Source organism: Qipengyuania sp. MTN3-11 (assembly GCF_042851825.1).
GTDB lineage: Bacteria > Pseudomonadota > Alphaproteobacteria > Sphingomonadales > Sphingomonadaceae > Qipengyuania.
In genome coordinates, this window is the sequence record NZ_BTGM01000003.1 from 117369 (window position 1) to 133134 (window position 15766).

The following is a 15766-nucleotide window of genomic DNA, read 5'->3' on the forward strand; positions in this document are numbered from 1 at the left end:
GGACGGCTTCAGCCGGCGGGCGTTTCCACCGGCATCACGTTGTATTCCACCGCCTCTGCCTGCGAGAGGCAATAGCGCTCGCCCGCGCCGTCTTCGCCGCCGGTGGCGAGCTGGCGGTACATGATGTCGGTCAACAACTTACGGCTGACCCCCATGCGGATGAGGAAATCATTGTCCTCGCTTGCCAGCAGGGCACTCGATTGCTCGATCTCGCCGATCAGCTCGATCGTCTCGTCGGTCCCCTCTTTCACCGAGCGGTCGATATCGCTGCGGGCCCCGGTGTGGGTGAACATGTGGACCATGAAGATCCCGCCCGGATCGACGTGGCGTCGGTCGCCGCCCATGAAGACGAAATTGCAGGCCGAAAAACACGCCCAACCCGAAGGAATACGGGTCAGCATCCCGGGATAGGAGCGGATCAACCTGCCCGCCTCGTTCCCCGCCCGCGCATCGCCGCCGCTCGATCGCAGCCAGATCTCCTCGATCGTCTCGTCCTTCTCGAGTGCTTCCTCGAGCCGGGCCGGGAGGAAGGGATCGATCACCCCTTCGGCCAGCAGCACCCGGCGGCCATCCCGATCGGCGGGAGTCAGCGTCATCTCGGCTTGCGGCCCCCAGTCGAAGCGCAGAGGGCAGGAGGGATTGTCCGGGTCCATCCCCGGGGCCGCGGAGACGAGCAAGGCGGCGCATGGCAGGACCGCGAACGACCGGATACCGGCCATCATGCGACGATCGAATAGCGCCGCTGGCCCGGCGGGCGGCACATGCGCTTGTCTGCCGTCGTCTCTTCGCCCCTGACGATGACGACATCGGTGACGGTGATGCAATCGGCGTCCCCCACGCTCGCTACGCGTGCGGTGACGGTCGAGGTGCCGGACACGTCCTCGCGGGTAGCGGACTGCCACGAAGCACTCGATCCGACGCGTGCAGGCTCGATAGGGGCTGCGTCCTCCGCATCGTCCACGCTGCCGGTCGCCGCCAGAGTCGCCTCGGCGGCTTTCTGTTGCTCCTCGGGATCGAGACGACAGGCGATACTTTCGCTCAACTGATCGGTGAAGGCGTCGACCGGCACCCAGCGCGTTATGCCCGCGCGGCCCGCAGCACCCCGCGCCATGCGCCCGAGCATTCCGCCCAGCACCTTGCCGGCCGTCGATTTCTTCTGCCCTTCCGCGCAGCCGCTGTCGCTGGATTGGGCATCGGTCACGGCATCGCGGGTGACGGAAGGCAACAGGCCGCGAAACTGGGCCTGCGCCGGAACCGGTGAAATGACGAGGCCGACAAGGGGCGCGATCATGATCGCGGCTGCGGTAGAACGGAGACGATCAGGCATCGACGGCACTCTCTTCAAGGCGCTGCCAAATACCACAGGCCGTCCGCGCAAGGCAAACCGGTTCAGATGCGGCTGAGGCTCATCACCACCCGTGCCAGTCCGGGAAACAGTCCGGCCAGGCGAACGAGCCATTGCCCGGCGCGCTCCCCCTCAGCGTAATTCCAGACGAACCCCGCCACGTGTACGGGTGCTCTCGCACGACGGGCAAAGCGCCGCTGAAAATCGGCAGCCGACCGCCCCTCGCGCCAGGCACTCGCCGCATCGGCCGCGCTTGCCAGAGCGATCGACATTCCTTCTCCGGCGAGCGATGGGATGACCGCCGCCTGATCGCCGAGCCGGTAAAGGCCGGGAGCGGTGTCGCGCGCGATCCAGCCGTAGGGAACCGCGCCGATGGTATCGACGGGCAGCGTGCGATCGGCACCCTCGAGCCGCTGCGCGAAATCGGGATTGCGCTCCGCGAGCCGCTCCAAGAGCTGCCACGGGTCACCCCCCGCCTCCCTCAGCAGAGATTTGCGCAGGGCGAGGCAGACGTTGGTGCTGCCATTCTCCTGAACCACGATCCCGGCATATCCGCCGGAAAACAGGTGCAATTCGATGGCATCGCCGACCCGTTCGGCAGCGCCGCTTGCGGCTGGAAGGCGAACGCGGAGCCCCAGTGCGGCGTCGTCGGCATCGCGCGGACGGACGATCCCGCGAAGGTCGTGCTTGCCGGTCGCGAGGAAGATCGCATCGGAGCGCCATTCCCGGCGCTCTGCGTTAATGCAGCCGGGTGCGATACTGCGGGCGCGGTCGATTTCCAGCCGCGCCCCGCTCGCCACAGCCATGTCCCGCAGCGTAGTATCGAGCGCGTGACGGGAAAGACCGAAGGCGGGCGCAACCAATTCCGTCTCCGCGGCCCGCGCGCCGGCGAACATCCGCAACCGGCGCACCGCATGCGCGCTCAACGCGGCAGGATCGCATCCCAGCGACCGCAATTGCGCCGAGGTCTTCCAGCTGAGGAAACCACCGCACAGGCAATCGCCGACCTCTGCATCGCGGTCGATCAGCACGGGCGATGCGCCGGCGCGCGCGAGATGAATTGCCGCGGCGCTGCCGGCCGGTCCGGCGCCCAGGACGATCGGGTCGCTCAGCGCAGTCGCTCCACGCAGAGGCGGAAGGGGAATGCTCGAAAGACCCGAGCATCCTCGATCCCCGCCTCTGCCAATAAGGGAGCCCATTCCCGCGGGCGATAGGACCGCGCGATGGACAGGCGGCCGTCGTGGCGGACGATCGGATGCCAGCCGAACAGGCGCGCAAGCAGCGGATAACCGAGCCAGGCGACGGTGTGACGGTGGAGGTCGTTGACGAACCATCCGCGCGCGGCCTCGCCTTCCATGAAGCGCAGGAACGCGACGAGTTCGCCGCGTGTCATATGGTGGGCGACGAGGCTGGAAATGACGCAATCGAAGCCTTCGCCGGCCAAATCGTGGTAGTCCCCGGTCCGGTACTCGATTCCCAGACTGTCAGGCGTGCTTTCGCGTGCGACGGCGGCGCTATGCAGGTTTAGATCGACACCGACGAGACGCGCCGATTTGCCACGTGTTTTCGCCCAAGCAGCAATCTCCCGCAGCATGTCGCCATCGCCGAAGCCGACATCGAGCAGAGAGAATTCGGTGCGTTCGCCCACTACTCGTTCCAGAAAGGCCATCGTCGGCCGTCGCGCCAAGGTCACGGTGTTCACCTTCGCGAGATCGCGCAGCACCGCGCGGTAAGTGCCCGCGTCGAGCGCCGGATCGTCCATGATCTCCTCTACGATGCGCCGCTCAGCCAGCATCGCGCCAGCCGTAGCGGAAGCCCTCCATCGCCAGGCCGGGGCCGAAGGCCAGCGCGACCCCGCTTTCCGGCCGGTCCCGAAGGACCCGTTCGAGTACGAACATCAAGGTGGAGGATGACATGTTGCCGAACTCGCGCAGCACCCGGCGCGAATGATCGAGCGCACGCGGTTCGAGCGTGAGCCCGCGCTCGACCGCATCGAGGATCGAACGGCCCCCGGCGTGGACCGCGAAGCTGGCGGGCCTGGTGCCGCCCATGACCGCATCGCGCACATCCTCGCGAGCCAGGGCGGACGCGATCCGGCCGGGGACTTCGCCCGACAATTGCATGTGGAAGCCGGTGTCGCCGATTCGCCAGGTGATAAGCTCGTCGCTTTCCTCGAGCGCTGCGGAGATCCCGTCCTCGATTGCCAGACCTGCTCCCGCACTGGTCACGATCGCCGCGGCCGCGCCGTCGCCGAATTGCGCCCCGGCGAGCAGCGGTTCGATCTGCGCGGTATCCTGATGGTGCAGCGAAGAGAGCTCAACTGTAACGACTAGAACCCGCGCGTCCGGCTCCGATCGCACGATATGGCGCGCGGTCCGGAGCGCCGTGACCGCAGCGTAGCACCCCATGAAGCCGACCAGCACCCGCTCAACATCGCTGCCGAGCCCGAGCTTGCGGGCGATGATCTGATCGATCCCCGGAGCGACGAAGCCGGTGCAGCTGGCGACGACGAGATGGCTGATTTCCCCGAGATCGCCCAATCCGGCGATCGCCTTAAGGGCCAACCGCGGTGCCTCTTCGGCATAGATCGCCATCCGCCGGGCGGTGCTGGGCGCTTCTGCCGAGTAGAAGCCTTCCCCCCTGTCGAGCAGGGCGTCCTCTTCGCTCAGGACCGACCAGCGATGCTCGATGCCCGAGCGCTCCGCCATGCGCTCGAACAGCTTCGCCTCGCGCTTTCCGCCAAGCTGTCGCATCGCCCAGCCGCGATATTCCTGCTCGAAATCGCAATCCGGTATGGCGGTCGCGATGTCGATGATCCGTGCGGTCATGGAATGGCCAGCCTTTCGCTGCGCCAACGCCGCAAACCGATCATAGGTCCTCAATCGGAACGTTTTCGCGCAATTCGGCGAGCCAGACCTCGGCCACCGCATCGCTCGGCGCCCGCCAGTCGCCCCGCGGACTCAGCGCCCCGCCGGCACTGACCTTGGGGCCGTTGGGCAGCGCGCTCCGCTTGAACTGACTGAAGGCGAAGAAGCGCTTGAGGAAATTGTTAAGCCAGCCGGCGATCGCGCGCAGATCGTAGGCGTTCTTGCCTTCCTCGGGGAAGCCGATCGGCCACAGACCCTCTGCAACATCCTTCCAGGCATGCCAGGCGAGGAAGGCGACATGGCTGGGCTTGTGCCCCCAGCGAACGACGTGATGAAGGAAGAAGTCGTTGAGTTCGTACGGGCCTATGATCGATTGCGTCGACTGGATCTCGCCTTCGGCATCGGCTGGCACGAGTTCCGGGCTGATCTCCGTCGCAAGAATATCCTCGAGCACCGCATCGACCGAGGGATCGAACTGATTGGTCCGTTCGGCCCAGCGGATGAGATACTGGATCAGCGTTTTCGGCACACCCGCGTTGACCGCGTAATGGCTCATCTGGTCACCGACCCCATAGGTGCACCAGCCGAGCGCCAGTTCGCTGAGATCGCCGGTCCCGATCACGAAACCCGAGTGGTGGCCGGCGAGCCGGAAAAGGTAATCGGTCCTCAGCCCGGCCTGAACGTTCTCGAAGGTGGTGTCGTAGACCGGCTCGCCTTCGCCCTTTTCGCTGGCGGCGAAAGGATGATCCATATCCTCGAGCATCTGGCGCGCGGCGGGCCGGATGTCGATTTCCTCCGCGGTGATGCCGAAGGCTTCCATAAGCCGCCAGGCATTGCCCTTGGTTCGCTCCGACGTGGCGAACCCTGGCATGGTATACCCTCGGATATCGCTGCGCGGGCGGCCTAGCTTGTCGAGCGCCTTGGCCGCGATCAGCAGGGCGTGGGTCGAATCCAGCCCGCCCGAAATCCCCAGCACCAGGCATTGCGCGCCGGTCGCCTCGATCCGGCGGGTCAACCCGTCGACCTGGATGTTGAAGGCTTCGTAACAGTCCTCGTCGAGCTTGTGCGCGCGGTTGGGGACGAAGGGAAAGCGGCGGATGGGCCGAACAAGGCCGGTGTTGCCAACCTCGCCCCGCTGCGCGAAAGTGATGCGGCGATACCAGTCCTCGGGCCGACCGTCGGCCTCGGCAGCATCGTTGAAGGTTCCCATCCGCATCCGGTCATTGAGAATGCGCTGGGTGTCGATGTCGGCGATGCACAGTTCCGGTTCACGGTCGAAGCGCACGCTCTCGACCAGCAGGTCGCCGAGCTCGTAGATCATGCCCTGCCCGTCCCAGGCGAGATCGGTGGTGCTCTCGCCATAACCACTTGCGGAATAGGCATAGGCGCAAACGCTGCGGCTGGAGCTGGCACGGCTGAGCATGTGCCGTTCGTCGGATTTCCCGATGGTGATGTTGCTGGCCGAAAGGTTCAGAAGGATGGTCGCCCCGGCGAGCGCCGCACGGGTGCCGGGCTGGATCGGCGACCAGAAATCCTCGCAAATCTCGACGCCGAAGACGAAACCGGGCAGGTCCCGCGCCGCGAAGATCAGGTCTACCCCGAAAGGCACCTCTGCCCCGCCCGCGTCGATCGTCAGACCGACACATTCGTGGCCGCGGGCGAACCAGCGCTTTTCGTAGAACTCGCGGTAATTGGGCAGATAGCTCTTGGGCACGACACCGAGCACCGCCCCCCCGGCGATCACCACCGCGCAATTGTAGATACGGCCATTGCGTCTCAGCGGTGCCCCGACCACGAGAACGGGCGACAAGTCGGCGCTGGCCGCGACGATCTCCGACAGGTGCCGATCCACCGCGTCGAGCAGCGCCGCCTGCATGTGCAGGTCGTCGATAGCGTAGGAGGACAGGCTGAGCTCGGGGTAGAGCAGAAGGTCCACCCCCTGCGTATCGGCACGGCGCGCCTCTTCGAGGATACCGGCCGTGTTGTAGGCCACATCTGCGGTGCGGACCTTGGGCGTGCTGGTGGCGAGCCGAACGAAGCCGTGGGTCCGTCGGTCGTAGAAGGGATGTCGGCCAGCCTCTTCACCGGGCGCCGGATCGGCTGGAGAAGAGGGACGATCGCTCGCTTCGAGCCAGTCCTCGGGCCGGCAAATTCCCAGTTCGGCCAGTCGTTTCTGCGCCGAGGGCCGGGCGATCTTCCCCTTGGCTTCCCACCCATAAACCGTCCTGCTCGCCCAGGCATCGGGTACCCCGTACCGCCGACCGAACTCCTCGGCGCTGAGAGGTGGATCCTGTGCCTCGCGCCAAGCCCTGATCTTGCTTCCCGCCTTATGCATGCCCCGCCAGTATCCTTTCAGGATACGTCAGGCAACCTTTTCCGCCGCCATCCGCATCTCGGTGCGGAAACCGTTGAGCACGGGGCCGGCATGGTGGGTTGCCCCGGCCTGTTGGGCGAACGCGGTTAGCAGGCTGCTGCCGAGCCCGCCCGACATGCTGGGCGCAGCGTCCAAACCGACCCCATCGTCTTCGATCGTCAGCCGCCAGCCCCCGTCGCGCACATGAAAGAACACCGCGATGGTTCCGTTGCGCCCTTCCGGAAAAGCATATTTGCTGGCATTGGCGATAGCCTCGTTGACGTAGAGGCCGATCGCCACCGCGGCTTCGCGCGGCAGGCTGACGGGCTCGATCTCGCGGAACAGCCGAACATCTCGTGGCAGCAGGCTGCCCTCGATCCGCTTAAGTAACTGTTCGAGGTACGGCTTGATCGACACTTCGGCCGCTTCGCTCTGCTCGATCGCCAGCGCCGAATAGGCATCCGCGAAGGTCCTGACACGGCCTACCGCATCGTCGATCGGCCCGTGCAGTTCCGTATGCGGAATGCGGCGCTTCTGGATTTCGAGCATGCTGGCAACGAGCGCGAAATTGTTCTTCGTGCGGTGCTCCAGTTCCGCCAGCATCGTCAGACGACGGTCCGCAGACTGTCGGATTTGCGCCATCGTCGCGTGCGCCGCGCGCCGAAACGCTTCGGCGAAAAACAGGACGATCAGCGCGCTCGTCGCATTGAGCAGGACTCGGGCTGGATCCGTTGGGTCGGTGAAAAGGAACGACCGGGGCGCAGGCAGAATGTAATACCAGGCCCAGAAAAAGGTCACGGCGTAGGCGGTAAGGCCCGCACGCCAGTGACCGTAAAGCGTGGCCAGCAATATGGTGGGATAGATGAGCGCGAATGGCCCCGAAACCGGCGCCCAGATATCGATCATCGTTCGCAGGCCGATCATCGCCCCGCCGCACATCGCGCCGAATATGACTTGCGCGGCCACCTTGCCACGATGGCTCAGGAACTGGCGACTTACATCGAAATTGGCGAGGCGATGCATGATCCGTGCGATCCCGGCAGCTGTTTCACGCCCGATCGCCGCCGCGAGGTTGATCGAACCGTCGACCGCCTCAAGCGCGCGACCTTCCCCATGTATACCAGAGATTTAATGAGGTCGAATCGAAATGAGCGTCTGCGAGATCAGGCTGCGGCCAGCAGGCTTTCTGCCCCGGGACATTCCTGAAGGAAGGCGATGAGACCACGCTCCTCCCGCGTCAGCCAACGTGTCGCACGGGGGAGCTGGAGAGTGGTGCGCCACTGTTCCTGATCCTCCATCAGACCAAAAACGGCCGGATGGATATAACTTTTGCGGGTAACCGCCGGAGTGTTGCCGAGCCGCTCGGCCACGCATTCGAGCAGCGCCTTCATCGGCAATTTTCCCTCGCCCGCGCGCAGGCACTCGAAGGCCAGGACGCTTCCGTGCCAGGTGCGGAAGTTCTTGGCGGTGAAGCGCTCGCCCATCGCCGCTTCGAGATATTCGTTGACGTCGCCCGACCCGACGGCGTGGACATCCCCGTCGTCGTCGACATATTTGAAAACGTTCTGGCCCGGCAGGTCCTGCATGTTGCGCACCATCCGCGCGAGGCTGCCATCGGTCAGCGTGACCTCGCGCATCTTACCCGACTTGCCCTTGTATCTCAGCTTGAGGGTTTTTCCGGTAACCTCGGCATGGCGACGGCGCAGAGTGGTTGCCCCGTAACTCTTGTTGCGCATGGCATAACCTTCGTTGCCGATACGCACCGCCCCAAGGTCGAGCAGCCGCACCACGCTGGCCACGGCGCGGTCCCAGGTCAGCTTGCGTCCACGCAGATCGCTATCGACCCTTTTGCGCACCAGTGGCAGCAAGTTTCCGAAGGCGAGGCACTTGTCGAACTTCTCACTCTCTCGCGCGGTACGAAACTCGGGGTGATAGCGATATTGCTTGCGCCCCTTCGCATCGATCCCGGTCGCCAGGATGTGGCCATTCGGTGCCGGGCAGAACCACGCATCGACATAGGCAGGTGGCAGGGCGATGGCATTGAGACGGGCTTTTTCCGTCTGATCGCCGATGAGCTTTCCTTGAGGATTGTAATAGGCCCAGCCCTTGCCTGCTCGCTTGCGGGAAATTCCCGGCAGATCGTCGTCGACATAGATGAGCTTGGTCATTGCCGGAGTTATACTCTGCAAAGCGACATCGAGTTCCGTTGCTTGCGACGAAGCGAGTTCCTACCTAGCTGCCACACAGCTGGAGACCGATGATGGCCGACCCGATCTATACGCCGCCCGAAGTCTGGACCCACGACGCCGAGAACGGCGGCAGGTTCGCGAAGATCAATCGGCCCACCGCCGGCGCGCGCCAGGAGAAGAACCTGCCGGTCGGCGAGCACGATTTCCAGCTCTACTCGCTCGCCACGCCCAACGGCGTAAAGGCGACGATCATGTTCGAGGAACTGCTCGAGGCCGGTCATGCTGATGCGGAATACGACGCCTGGACGATCAACATCGGCGATGGCGATCAGTTCGGATCGGGCTTCGTCGATATAAACCCCAATTCCAAGATTCCCGCCCTGCTCGACCGCAGCGGCCCGGAGCCCGTGCGAGTGTTCGAAAGCGGCGCGATCCTGATGCATCTCGCGGAGAAGTTCGGCGCCTTCCTGCCCACCGATCACACCCGTGCCGAGGTCCTCAGCTGGCTGTTCTGGCAGGTCGGCAGCGCACCTTCGATCGGAGGCGGCTTCGGCCATTTCTATGCTTATGCACCGGAAAAATACGAATACCCGATCAACCGCTATGCCATGGAAACCAAGCGGCTGTTCGATGTCGCCGACCGGCGGCTTGGAGAGACCGAATATCTCGGCGGGGGCGAATATACCGTCGCCGACATCGCAACATTCCCCTGGCTCGCGCCTTTCGTCTTCGGCGGCATCTACAACGATGCCAGGACCTTCCTTTCGATCGACGAGTACGAGAACGTCGCGCGTTGGGTGAAGTCCATCGCCGCGCGGCCCGCGGTCCGTCGCGGAAGGATCGTCAACAAGGTCTGGGGGGAAAAGGGCGAACAGCTCGCCGAGCGCCATTCGGCAGCGGATTTCGAGGGCAAGACCTACTAGCGACCCTTCACATTGCGCGCCGCCGCGCTATAGGAGCGCCGCCTGCTGGGGTGTAGCCAAGTGGTAAGGCACCGGTTTTTGGTACCGGCATTCGCAGGTTCGATCCCTGCCACCCCAGCCAATTTTCCTTCGGCAAATTGCCCGGTGCGGCCGGGCGGCGCAGGTTCGATCCCTGCCACCCCAGCCAACCTCCCGGTATTTAAAACGAACGCGGCATGCCGAGCACATGCTCCCCCACGTAGCTCAGGATCAGGTTCGAACTGATCGGCGCGATCTGGTAGAGCCGCGTCTCGCGGAACTTGCGTTCGACATCGTATTCCGCGGCGAAGCCGAAGCCTCCGAAGGTCTGCATGCAGGCGTTGGCGGCCTTCCATGCGCTTTCGGCGGCGAGATGCTTGGCGATGTTCGCCTCGGCCCCGCATGGCTCGCCCGCGTCGAACAAGCGGCAGGCCTCGTAGCGCATCAGATCCGCGGCGCGCACCTCCATATAGGCCTGGGCGATGGGAAACTGGACGCCCTGGTTTTGCCCGATGGGGCGGTCGAAGACGATCCGCTCGTTGCCGTAGGCTGCCGCCTTCTCGACAAACCAGTAGCCGTCGCCGATGCATTCCGCCGCGATCAACGCGCGTTCGGCGTTGAGGCCATCGAGGATGTAGCGAAACCCCTTCCCCTCCTCGCCGATCAGCGAATCCTCCGGCAGTTCGAGCCCGTCGAAGAACACCTCGTTGGTCTCGTGATTGACCATGTTGCGGATCGGGCGGATGTCCATGCCCTTGCCGATCGCCTTGTCGAGATCGACCAGGAAGATCGACAGGCCTTCGGTCTTCTTCGCCACGTCCTCGCGCGGGGTGGTGCGGGCAAGCAGGATCATCAGGTCGGAGTGCTGGATCCGGCTGATCCACACCTTTTGGCCACTTACGACGTAGGTATCGCCGCGCCGCACGGCGCGGGTCTTGAGTTCGGTGGTGTTGGTGCCGGTCGTGGGCTCGGTGACCGCCATGCTCTGCAACCGGATGCGCCCTTCGGCGATGGCCGGCAGATAACGCTGTTTCTGCTCCGCCGACCCATGCCGGAGCAGCGTGTTCATATTGTACATTTGCCCGTGGCAGGCTCCCGAATTGCCGCCGGCGCGGTTGATCTCCTCCATGATGATCGAGGCTTCGGTGAGCCCCAGACCCGCCCCGCCGTATTCTTCGGGTATCAAAGCCGCCATCCAGCCGGCCCGCGTCAAGGCGTCGACGAATTCCTCGGGATAGGCGCGCTCCTCGTCCTTGCGGCGGAAGTATTCGTCGCCGAACTCGCGCACCAGCGCACGGACGGCACCGCGGATATCGGGATGATCGCTTCGCGCGGCAGGTATGCCCATTCTCTCAGCCCTGGATGCCGCGTCTGGTGATCAGGTAGGTTGCAAAGCTGCCCAGCCAGTGACTGCCTTCATAATTCTCCGCGCTGACGGCGACGATGCCTTCCGCGCGATGCCGATCGGCGGAGGCGCGCAAGGCCGCACGGCGCGGATCGTCAACGGGAAGCGCCGAGGCGATCCCTTCCATCGCCCATGCGCGCGACAGGTTCACACCGTCGAGATGGACCAGCTTTCCATCGGTCGGATCGCGCACGATCCCGGGCTCCAGCCAGTCGGCCGAACCATCCGCAGGGATCCCCGGCAAAAAGGCAGCAAGCCATTCGCCAAACCGCTGCGGCGGAAGCACGCGGCGCATCAGGTCAGCTTCCATCAGGCAGGGCGAGAGAAAATCTTCGCCCGACGGTTCGTAGCCGATCGGGCAATCGCGATCGCCCTCGTGGAATTCGCGCGACTTGGCGATGAGTGCCTGCTCCAGCGCGCCGTTGCCGACCTGCCGCGCGTAATCGAGCATGAGCCCGAAGGCGAACGCACTTTGGTTGTGGGTTCCGATCCGGATCGGGTAGGCGAGCTTGGGCAGCCAATCCATCGTGTTGGCGACGATCGCCTCTTCCAGCGGGCGAAGGTTCTCCCGCCATTCGCGCATTGCGGGATCGTCGCTTTCGTCCAGTTCGGCGACGAGCTGCAGGAACCAGGCGACACCATAGGGCCGCTCGAACGATGCCCGGTCCCCATCTGTGTAATACGCCAGTTCGCCCGCGATATTCTCCTCGGTCAGACTTCGTTCCAGGGCCGCATGGATAGCGTCGCGCAAAGGTGTTTCGGGATCGGTGCGCGCGATCCGCGCCAGCAGCCAGTGGCCATGCACCGAACTGTGCCAGTCGTAGCAGCCGTAGAAGGCCGGGGTCAGTTCACGCGGCGGGCGCGCATCGGCGTCATCTTCGAGCACATGGCTGATCTTGTTCGGATATTCGCGATGAACACAATCGAGCGCCAGCAAGGCGAAGCGATCCGTTTCGCTGCCAGCCCTTGCCTCAGGATATTCCATCGGTTCGTCCGACGCAGGTTCTGTTGAACAAGCCGCCAAAAACAGAACGGCTATCGAAAGGTTTGCCTTGCTCCACATACCGTTTCCTATCGTCCGACAGGACTTTGTCCAAGCGCGGAGTGATAGCGGAAATCGGGCTGTGGGAATCGACTTGGTAGCGGAGGAGGGATTCACACGAAAAACATAAGATACTGATTTATAACAACGTTCTTGATCGTCGTGCCGATAATTCCGCTCAATCCACCCCCAATTTTACCCCTTCGCGACAGGCCGTGCCGAAATATCGACAGGCCGACATGCGCGATCCCTGCTACGCCCGAGAACGCGGCTGTTTACAGTGTGATCGCAGAAAGGACCGCAGACTATCGACAAACACCACGGTTGCACGGCCGACCTTGGCTGCCTCGATGTCGCCGGAAGCGATGAGCTGGTAGATCTTGGATTTGCTGAGCCCCGTCATCCGTACTGCGTCGGGAATGCGAACGCTTATCGGCCCAATCGGGGGCGCGTCGTCGCCATTCGTTGCAGGCTGCCGGGCCGACATCGGACTATTTCTTACGTGCCCGGCTGAACGAGCGGTCGCTCGCCAGGAAGCCGCTAAGCATGAATGGAATGAGGTCCGGTACGGACTCGCGTCGGCCGTAGGCCGCCTCATAGGCCTCGGCGTAGTCGTTCAGCGCTTCGATGAGATCCGGCATGACGTTGATCGTGATCTTAGCCGGCGTCCGATCGGGCAGCCTTGGCAGCTTCAAATCAGCCATGACGGCCTCCCCAGGGTCCGGGCAATATGATGTCTTTGTGCACGACCACCCGTAGCGGCCAGCCGGGACGCACGCGCAAGGTCGGCTGGATATTGAGATTGCGCGTGACGAGCTGATCGCCGGCGCGCGCGCCGCTCTGCTGCGCTGACTCGCGGATCGCCCGGACAAGGTCGCTTTCGGTGCTGCCGAAGCTCAATTCAGTGCCGACGCCCAGCAGTGTCGACAGGGCGACGCCCTTCAGAAGTTGCCAAGTATGCCGGTCGATCCGGTCGGACAGACCCGCATAGCCCTGCGTATCGGTCGCCGGCACATTGTCGATACGAATCGACGAGCCGTCGGGCAGGATAATCCGCTGCCAGACGACCAGCGCACGGCTCTGCCCAAACGCTACAACGCTGTCGTAGCTGCCGATCAGCCGCGATCCTTGCGGAATGAGCAGACCGCGCCCGGTCACACTGTCATAGACGTTCTCCGTGATCTGCGCGGTGACGAGCCCGGGAAGATCCGAGTTGAGCCCGGTTATGAGGCTCGCGGCAATGATGCTGCCGGCCTGCAAGGTCCAAGGCGATACGGACTGCGCCAGCGCGTGCGGATTGATGTCGTCGTCGCGATTGGCGTGGCCGACCAATTCGTTCTTGCGCCCCTGGGCGTTAGGATCTCGGTCAGGGTCGAGGAGCGGCTTGGCAGTCTCGGCCGATGCTGGCGGAACACTTGCATCGGTAGTCACCGGTGCAGGGGCGGCGGCGCGACCGCCGCCCGCCAATTGCAGCATGACGCCAGACTCGCGTGCGGCCTTCTGCTCAGCGGCGATGCGCTGGCGCTCGGCTTCGGCTTCCTGCGCGGCCCGGCTCACCGCATCGGCAGCGGGGTCAGGGGGAACCATCCCGCCAAGCTGCCGCTGGCGCTCGAGGATCGGCCGCCCGAGATCACCGGGAAGCGGTAGCCCGAGCTTCGGCACGTCGCCATAGCTCGTCGGCGCGCCCGCGAGCGCATCAGGCGGCGCCTTCGCGCCAACCAGCTTTTCATCGCTTCGTGCGATCAGGCTCAGGGTCGCGGGCTTGAGCGCCAGCCAGGCGACGCCGATGATCGCGGTCGAGCCGGCGGCAGCGATGGCGACGATCGCACCGCGGCGAAAACGGGTGACGCGGCCCGGCGCCGCGCGCAGAACGAGCGTTTCGGGGTCGGCTTTGGGCGCCGCGATCGGCGCGGAAGAAGCGGTTGGATCGGTCACGCGCCCCTCCCGGCCTTGCGCTGCCGGCTCTTCGGCTGGGCGGCGGTGATACGGACAATCTGCTGTTTCTTGCCGCCAAGGCGCAGCTCGGCGACACCGAACAGGCGGTCGACCACATAATAGCGGCCGGCGACGCGATAGTTGACGAGCTGGGCCTCGCCATCCTCGCCAATCACGAACAGCGGGGGCGCCTCACCCACGGCGATCGCAGGCGAGAACTCGATGTAGGTCTGCCGCCCATCGTCGAACGCGCGCAGCGGCCGCCAGGCCGGCTTGTCGCCCGAGATCGCATAGTTGAAGTTGAGGCTTTCGACCGAGAGGCCCGACGCGATCGGCGTCGCCGCCACGGCTGCATCGCGCTGACGCCGGAGCGCGATCAGCTCGTCATGTGGATAGGTCCAGGAGATCGCCGCCATCGCGGTCGCGGGCGTGCTTTCGAGCTGGAGATGGTAGGTCCGGCGATCGGTAGCAATGACAAGGTTTGTGCGTAGGCCCGCCGAAAACGGCTTGACGAGGATGTGCACGCGCTTGCTTTCGCCGATGCCGCTGGTGGTATCGCCGACAGTCCAGCGCACGGTGTCGCCGGCGGCGACGGACACAATCGTTTCGCCCGGCTGCAAGGCAATGTCGGTGATGCGCTCGGGCGCGGCATAGAGCCGGTAGAGCACGCCTTCCGCCCAGGGATAGACCTGGACGGCATATATATATCCCGCGCTCGACGGCTCGCGCAGTGCCGCCCGGTTGGCGGCAGTGACGCGCGCGGTGGGTGACGCGGGTTCGCGGCTCTGCGCAGCGACGCCCATGGCAAGCGCCATCGCGCTCGCCGCCAGGATGAGGGCACGGATCATTGGTCGGTCCTTTCGGGGGATGGTGCGGCTGCGGGTTGAGCAAGGGTCGGATCGAGCGGCGAGCCCAGCGGAATGTCGGTGGGCGGCGCGACCGGGAGTGATTGTGCGGGATCGGGCACGGCCGATGGTTGCGGCGAAGGCGGCCGGTCCTGAGGCGTTTCCAGTTCGCGGCTCCAGTCGATCGCGTCAACATAGAGACCGAGCGGGTTTTTTCGGAGCACATCGGCCAAGCGCGGCGGCTTGATCTTCACCGTGAGCATCGCCGTCCAGCGTGACGTGCTGGCGAGGCTTCCCCGCTCATATTGCTGCTCGGTCCATTTGACCTGGAAGCTCGTATCCGACGCGCGGACGACGCTCGTCACCTGCACCGAAACCGTCTTGCGCCCGACATCGGCGAACGGATTGGAGGTGCGGGCATATTCGCCGAGGAACAGTGACGCACGTTCGGTCGCGAAATCATAGGCTGATAGCCAGTTTTCACGCATCAATACCGGATCGAGCGAGCGCGCTCGAACGCCGGTGATGAACCGGCCGAGGAACCATGCGATCTGCGGATCGGTCGGCCGATAGTCCTTGGCGGCAGGCGCGACGGCCTGTGCTTGCCCGAGTGCATCGACCTCGACCACATAGGGCACGACGCGGCTTTGCATCGATTGCCAGACCAGCGCGCCCGACAGACCAGTGGTCAGGAACAGGCCGCCGAAGGCCATCAGCCGCCAGTTCTTCGCCTGTGCGCGAGCCGAGCCGATACGCTCATCCCAAAGCTGGCCCGCTCGTTGGTAGGGTGTCTCGGGTTCGGGCGTTCGCCCATAGCGCTGCAATGCGCGTCGAAATTTCATCG

Annotated in this window: 16 protein-coding genes and 1 tRNA gene; 2 read left to right on the forward strand and 15 right to left on the reverse strand. The window is 64.5% G+C overall.

Features of this window, described 5'->3' with window-relative positions; genetic code table 11:
- Positions 1-8 precede the first annotated feature (8 nt).
- The 8 genes from ACGHN1_RS11435 to ACGHN1_RS11470 all read right to left on the reverse strand — a co-directional run bounded on the left by ACGHN1_RS11435 (position 9) and on the right by ACGHN1_RS11470 (position 8733).
- Positions 9-722 (reverse strand): hypothetical protein, encoded by a 714-nt coding sequence (locus ACGHN1_RS11435; protein WP_390551032.1) that lies wholly within the window; start codon positions 720-722, stop codon positions 9-11.
- Positions 719-1291, reverse strand: coding sequence for a hypothetical protein (locus tag ACGHN1_RS11440; protein WP_390551033.1), 573 nt, complete (start codon positions 1289-1291; stop codon positions 719-721). Before ACGHN1_RS11440 ends, ACGHN1_RS11435 begins: the two co-directional genes overlap by 4 nt.
- A gap of 98 nt (positions 1292-1389) precedes the next feature.
- Positions 1390-2490, reverse strand: a complete 1101-nt coding sequence (locus ACGHN1_RS11445) for an NAD(P)/FAD-dependent oxidoreductase (protein ID WP_390551246.1) — start codon at positions 2488-2490, stop codon at positions 1390-1392.
- Entirely contained in the window at positions 2454-3107 is a 654-nt protein-coding gene (locus tag ACGHN1_RS11450) for a methyltransferase domain-containing protein (protein WP_390551034.1), read from the reverse strand. The genes ACGHN1_RS11445 and ACGHN1_RS11450 overlap by 37 nt, the downstream gene beginning before the upstream one ends.
- 22 nt (positions 3108-3129) lie before the next feature.
- Positions 3130-4173, reverse strand: coding sequence for a type III polyketide synthase (locus tag ACGHN1_RS11455; RefSeq protein WP_390551035.1), 1044 nt, complete (start codon positions 4171-4173; stop codon positions 3130-3132).
- A 40-nt stretch (positions 4174-4213) separates the two neighbouring features.
- Positions 4214-6547: an NAD(+) synthase gene (locus ACGHN1_RS11460; protein WP_390551036.1), complete on the reverse strand. Its 2334-nt coding sequence runs from the start codon at positions 6545-6547 to the stop codon at positions 4214-4216.
- 27 nt (positions 6548-6574) lie between these two features.
- Positions 6575-7588: a sensor histidine kinase gene (locus ACGHN1_RS11465; protein WP_390551037.1), complete on the reverse strand. Its 1014-nt coding sequence runs from the start codon at positions 7586-7588 to the stop codon at positions 6575-6577.
- Between the two features lie 140 nt (positions 7589-7728).
- A complete protein-coding gene (locus ACGHN1_RS11470; protein ID WP_390551038.1) occupies positions 7729-8733 on the reverse strand; it encodes a DNA topoisomerase IB in 1005 nt (334 codons plus the stop codon).
- A 92-nt stretch (positions 8734-8825) separates the two neighbouring features.
- Between ACGHN1_RS11470 and yghU the strand changes: the two genes are divergently transcribed.
- Both yghU and ACGHN1_RS11480 read left to right on the forward strand, forming a co-directional pair.
- On the forward strand, positions 8826-9677 hold the full coding sequence (gene yghU / locus ACGHN1_RS11475) for a glutathione-dependent disulfide-bond oxidoreductase (protein WP_390551039.1): 852 nt from the start codon (positions 8826-8828) through the stop codon (positions 9675-9677).
- A gap of 46 nt (positions 9678-9723) precedes the next feature.
- Positions 9724-9798: transfer RNA gene (locus tag ACGHN1_RS11480), tRNA-Gln, on the forward strand.
- 78 nt (positions 9799-9876) lie between these two features.
- Here the strand turns inward: ACGHN1_RS11480 and ACGHN1_RS11485 are convergent.
- From ACGHN1_RS11485 to trbF, 7 genes are all read right to left on the reverse strand, one after another.
- Entirely contained in the window at positions 9877-11043 is a 1167-nt protein-coding gene (locus tag ACGHN1_RS11485; protein ID WP_390551040.1) for an acyl-CoA dehydrogenase family protein, read from the reverse strand.
- Positions 11044-11047: 4 nt separating this feature from the next.
- Positions 11048-12085 (reverse strand): DUF2891 domain-containing protein, encoded by a 1038-nt coding sequence (locus ACGHN1_RS11490; protein WP_390551041.1) that lies wholly within the window; start codon positions 12083-12085, stop codon positions 11048-11050.
- Positions 12086-12395: 310 nt separating this feature from the next.
- The gene (locus ACGHN1_RS11495) at positions 12396-12629 is read right to left on the reverse strand and encodes a helix-turn-helix domain-containing protein (protein WP_051035681.1); all 234 of its coding nucleotides are present in this window, start codon (positions 12627-12629) and stop codon (positions 12396-12398) included.
- 4 nt (positions 12630-12633) lie between these two features.
- Complete coding sequence (locus ACGHN1_RS11500; protein ID WP_017499928.1) at positions 12634-12846, reverse strand: DUF2274 domain-containing protein; 213 nt, start codon at positions 12844-12846, stop codon at positions 12634-12636.
- The gene (locus ACGHN1_RS11505) at positions 12839-14077 is read right to left on the reverse strand and encodes a TrbI/VirB10 family protein (RefSeq protein ID WP_017499929.1); all 1239 of its coding nucleotides are present in this window, start codon (positions 14075-14077) and stop codon (positions 12839-12841) included. The genes ACGHN1_RS11500 and ACGHN1_RS11505 overlap by 8 nt, the downstream gene beginning before the upstream one ends.
- Positions 14074-14925 (reverse strand): P-type conjugative transfer protein TrbG, encoded by an 852-nt coding sequence (trbG, locus tag ACGHN1_RS11510; RefSeq protein WP_006635655.1) that lies wholly within the window; start codon positions 14923-14925, stop codon positions 14074-14076. The genes ACGHN1_RS11505 and trbG overlap by 4 nt, the downstream gene beginning before the upstream one ends.
- On the reverse strand, positions 14922-15764 hold the full coding sequence (gene trbF / locus ACGHN1_RS11515; protein WP_026108910.1) for a conjugal transfer protein TrbF: 843 nt from the start codon (positions 15762-15764) through the stop codon (positions 14922-14924). The genes trbG and trbF overlap by 4 nt, the downstream gene beginning before the upstream one ends.
- Positions 15765-15766: the final 2 nt, after the last annotated feature.

Excerpts from the sequence above, each read along its gene's own strand:
- ACGHN1_RS11435 (WP_390551032.1), bottom strand. The coding sequence starts at position 722 with ATGATGGCCGGTATCCGGTCGTTCGCGGTCCTGCCATGCGCCGCCTTG.
- ACGHN1_RS11440 (WP_390551033.1), bottom strand. The coding sequence starts at position 1,291 with ATGATCGCGCCCCTTGTCGGCCTCGTCATTTCACCGGTTCCGGCGCAG.
- ACGHN1_RS11450 (WP_390551034.1), bottom strand. The coding sequence starts at position 3,107 with ATGGACGATCCGGCGCTCGACGCGGGCACTTACCGCGCGGTGCTGCGC.
- ACGHN1_RS11455 (WP_390551035.1), bottom strand. The coding sequence starts at position 4,173 with ATGACCGCACGGATCATCGACATCGCGACCGCCATACCGGATTGCGAT.
- ACGHN1_RS11460 (WP_390551036.1), bottom strand. The coding sequence starts at position 6,547 with ATGCATAAGGCGGGAAGCAAGATCAGGGCTTGGCGCGAGGCACAGGAT.
- ACGHN1_RS11465 (WP_390551037.1), bottom strand. The coding sequence starts at position 7,588 with ATGCATCGCCTCGCCAATTTCGATGTAAGTCGCCAGTTCCTGAGCCAT.
- ACGHN1_RS11470 (WP_390551038.1), bottom strand. The coding sequence starts at position 8,733 with ATGACCAAGCTCATCTATGTCGACGACGATCTGCCGGGAATTTCCCGC.
- yghU (WP_390551039.1), top strand. The coding sequence starts at position 8,826 with ATGGCCGACCCGATCTATACGCCGCCCGAAGTCTGGACCCACGACGCC.
- ACGHN1_RS11485 (WP_390551040.1), bottom strand. The coding sequence starts at position 11,043 with ATGGGCATACCTGCCGCGCGAAGCGATCATCCCGATATCCGCGGTGCC.
- ACGHN1_RS11490 (WP_390551041.1), bottom strand. The coding sequence starts at position 12,085 with ATGGAATATCCTGAGGCAAGGGCTGGCAGCGAAACGGATCGCTTCGCC.
- ACGHN1_RS11495 (WP_051035681.1), bottom strand. The coding sequence starts at position 12,629 with ATGTCGGCCCGGCAGCCTGCAACGAATGGCGACGACGCGCCCCCGATT.
- ACGHN1_RS11500 (WP_017499928.1), bottom strand. The coding sequence starts at position 12,846 with ATGGCTGATTTGAAGCTGCCAAGGCTGCCCGATCGGACGCCGGCTAAG.
- trbG (WP_006635655.1), bottom strand. The coding sequence starts at position 14,925 with ATGATCCGTGCCCTCATCCTGGCGGCGAGCGCGATGGCGCTTGCCATG.
- trbF (WP_026108910.1), bottom strand. The coding sequence starts at position 15,764 with ATGAAATTTCGACGCGCATTGCAGCGCTATGGGCGAACGCCCGAACCC.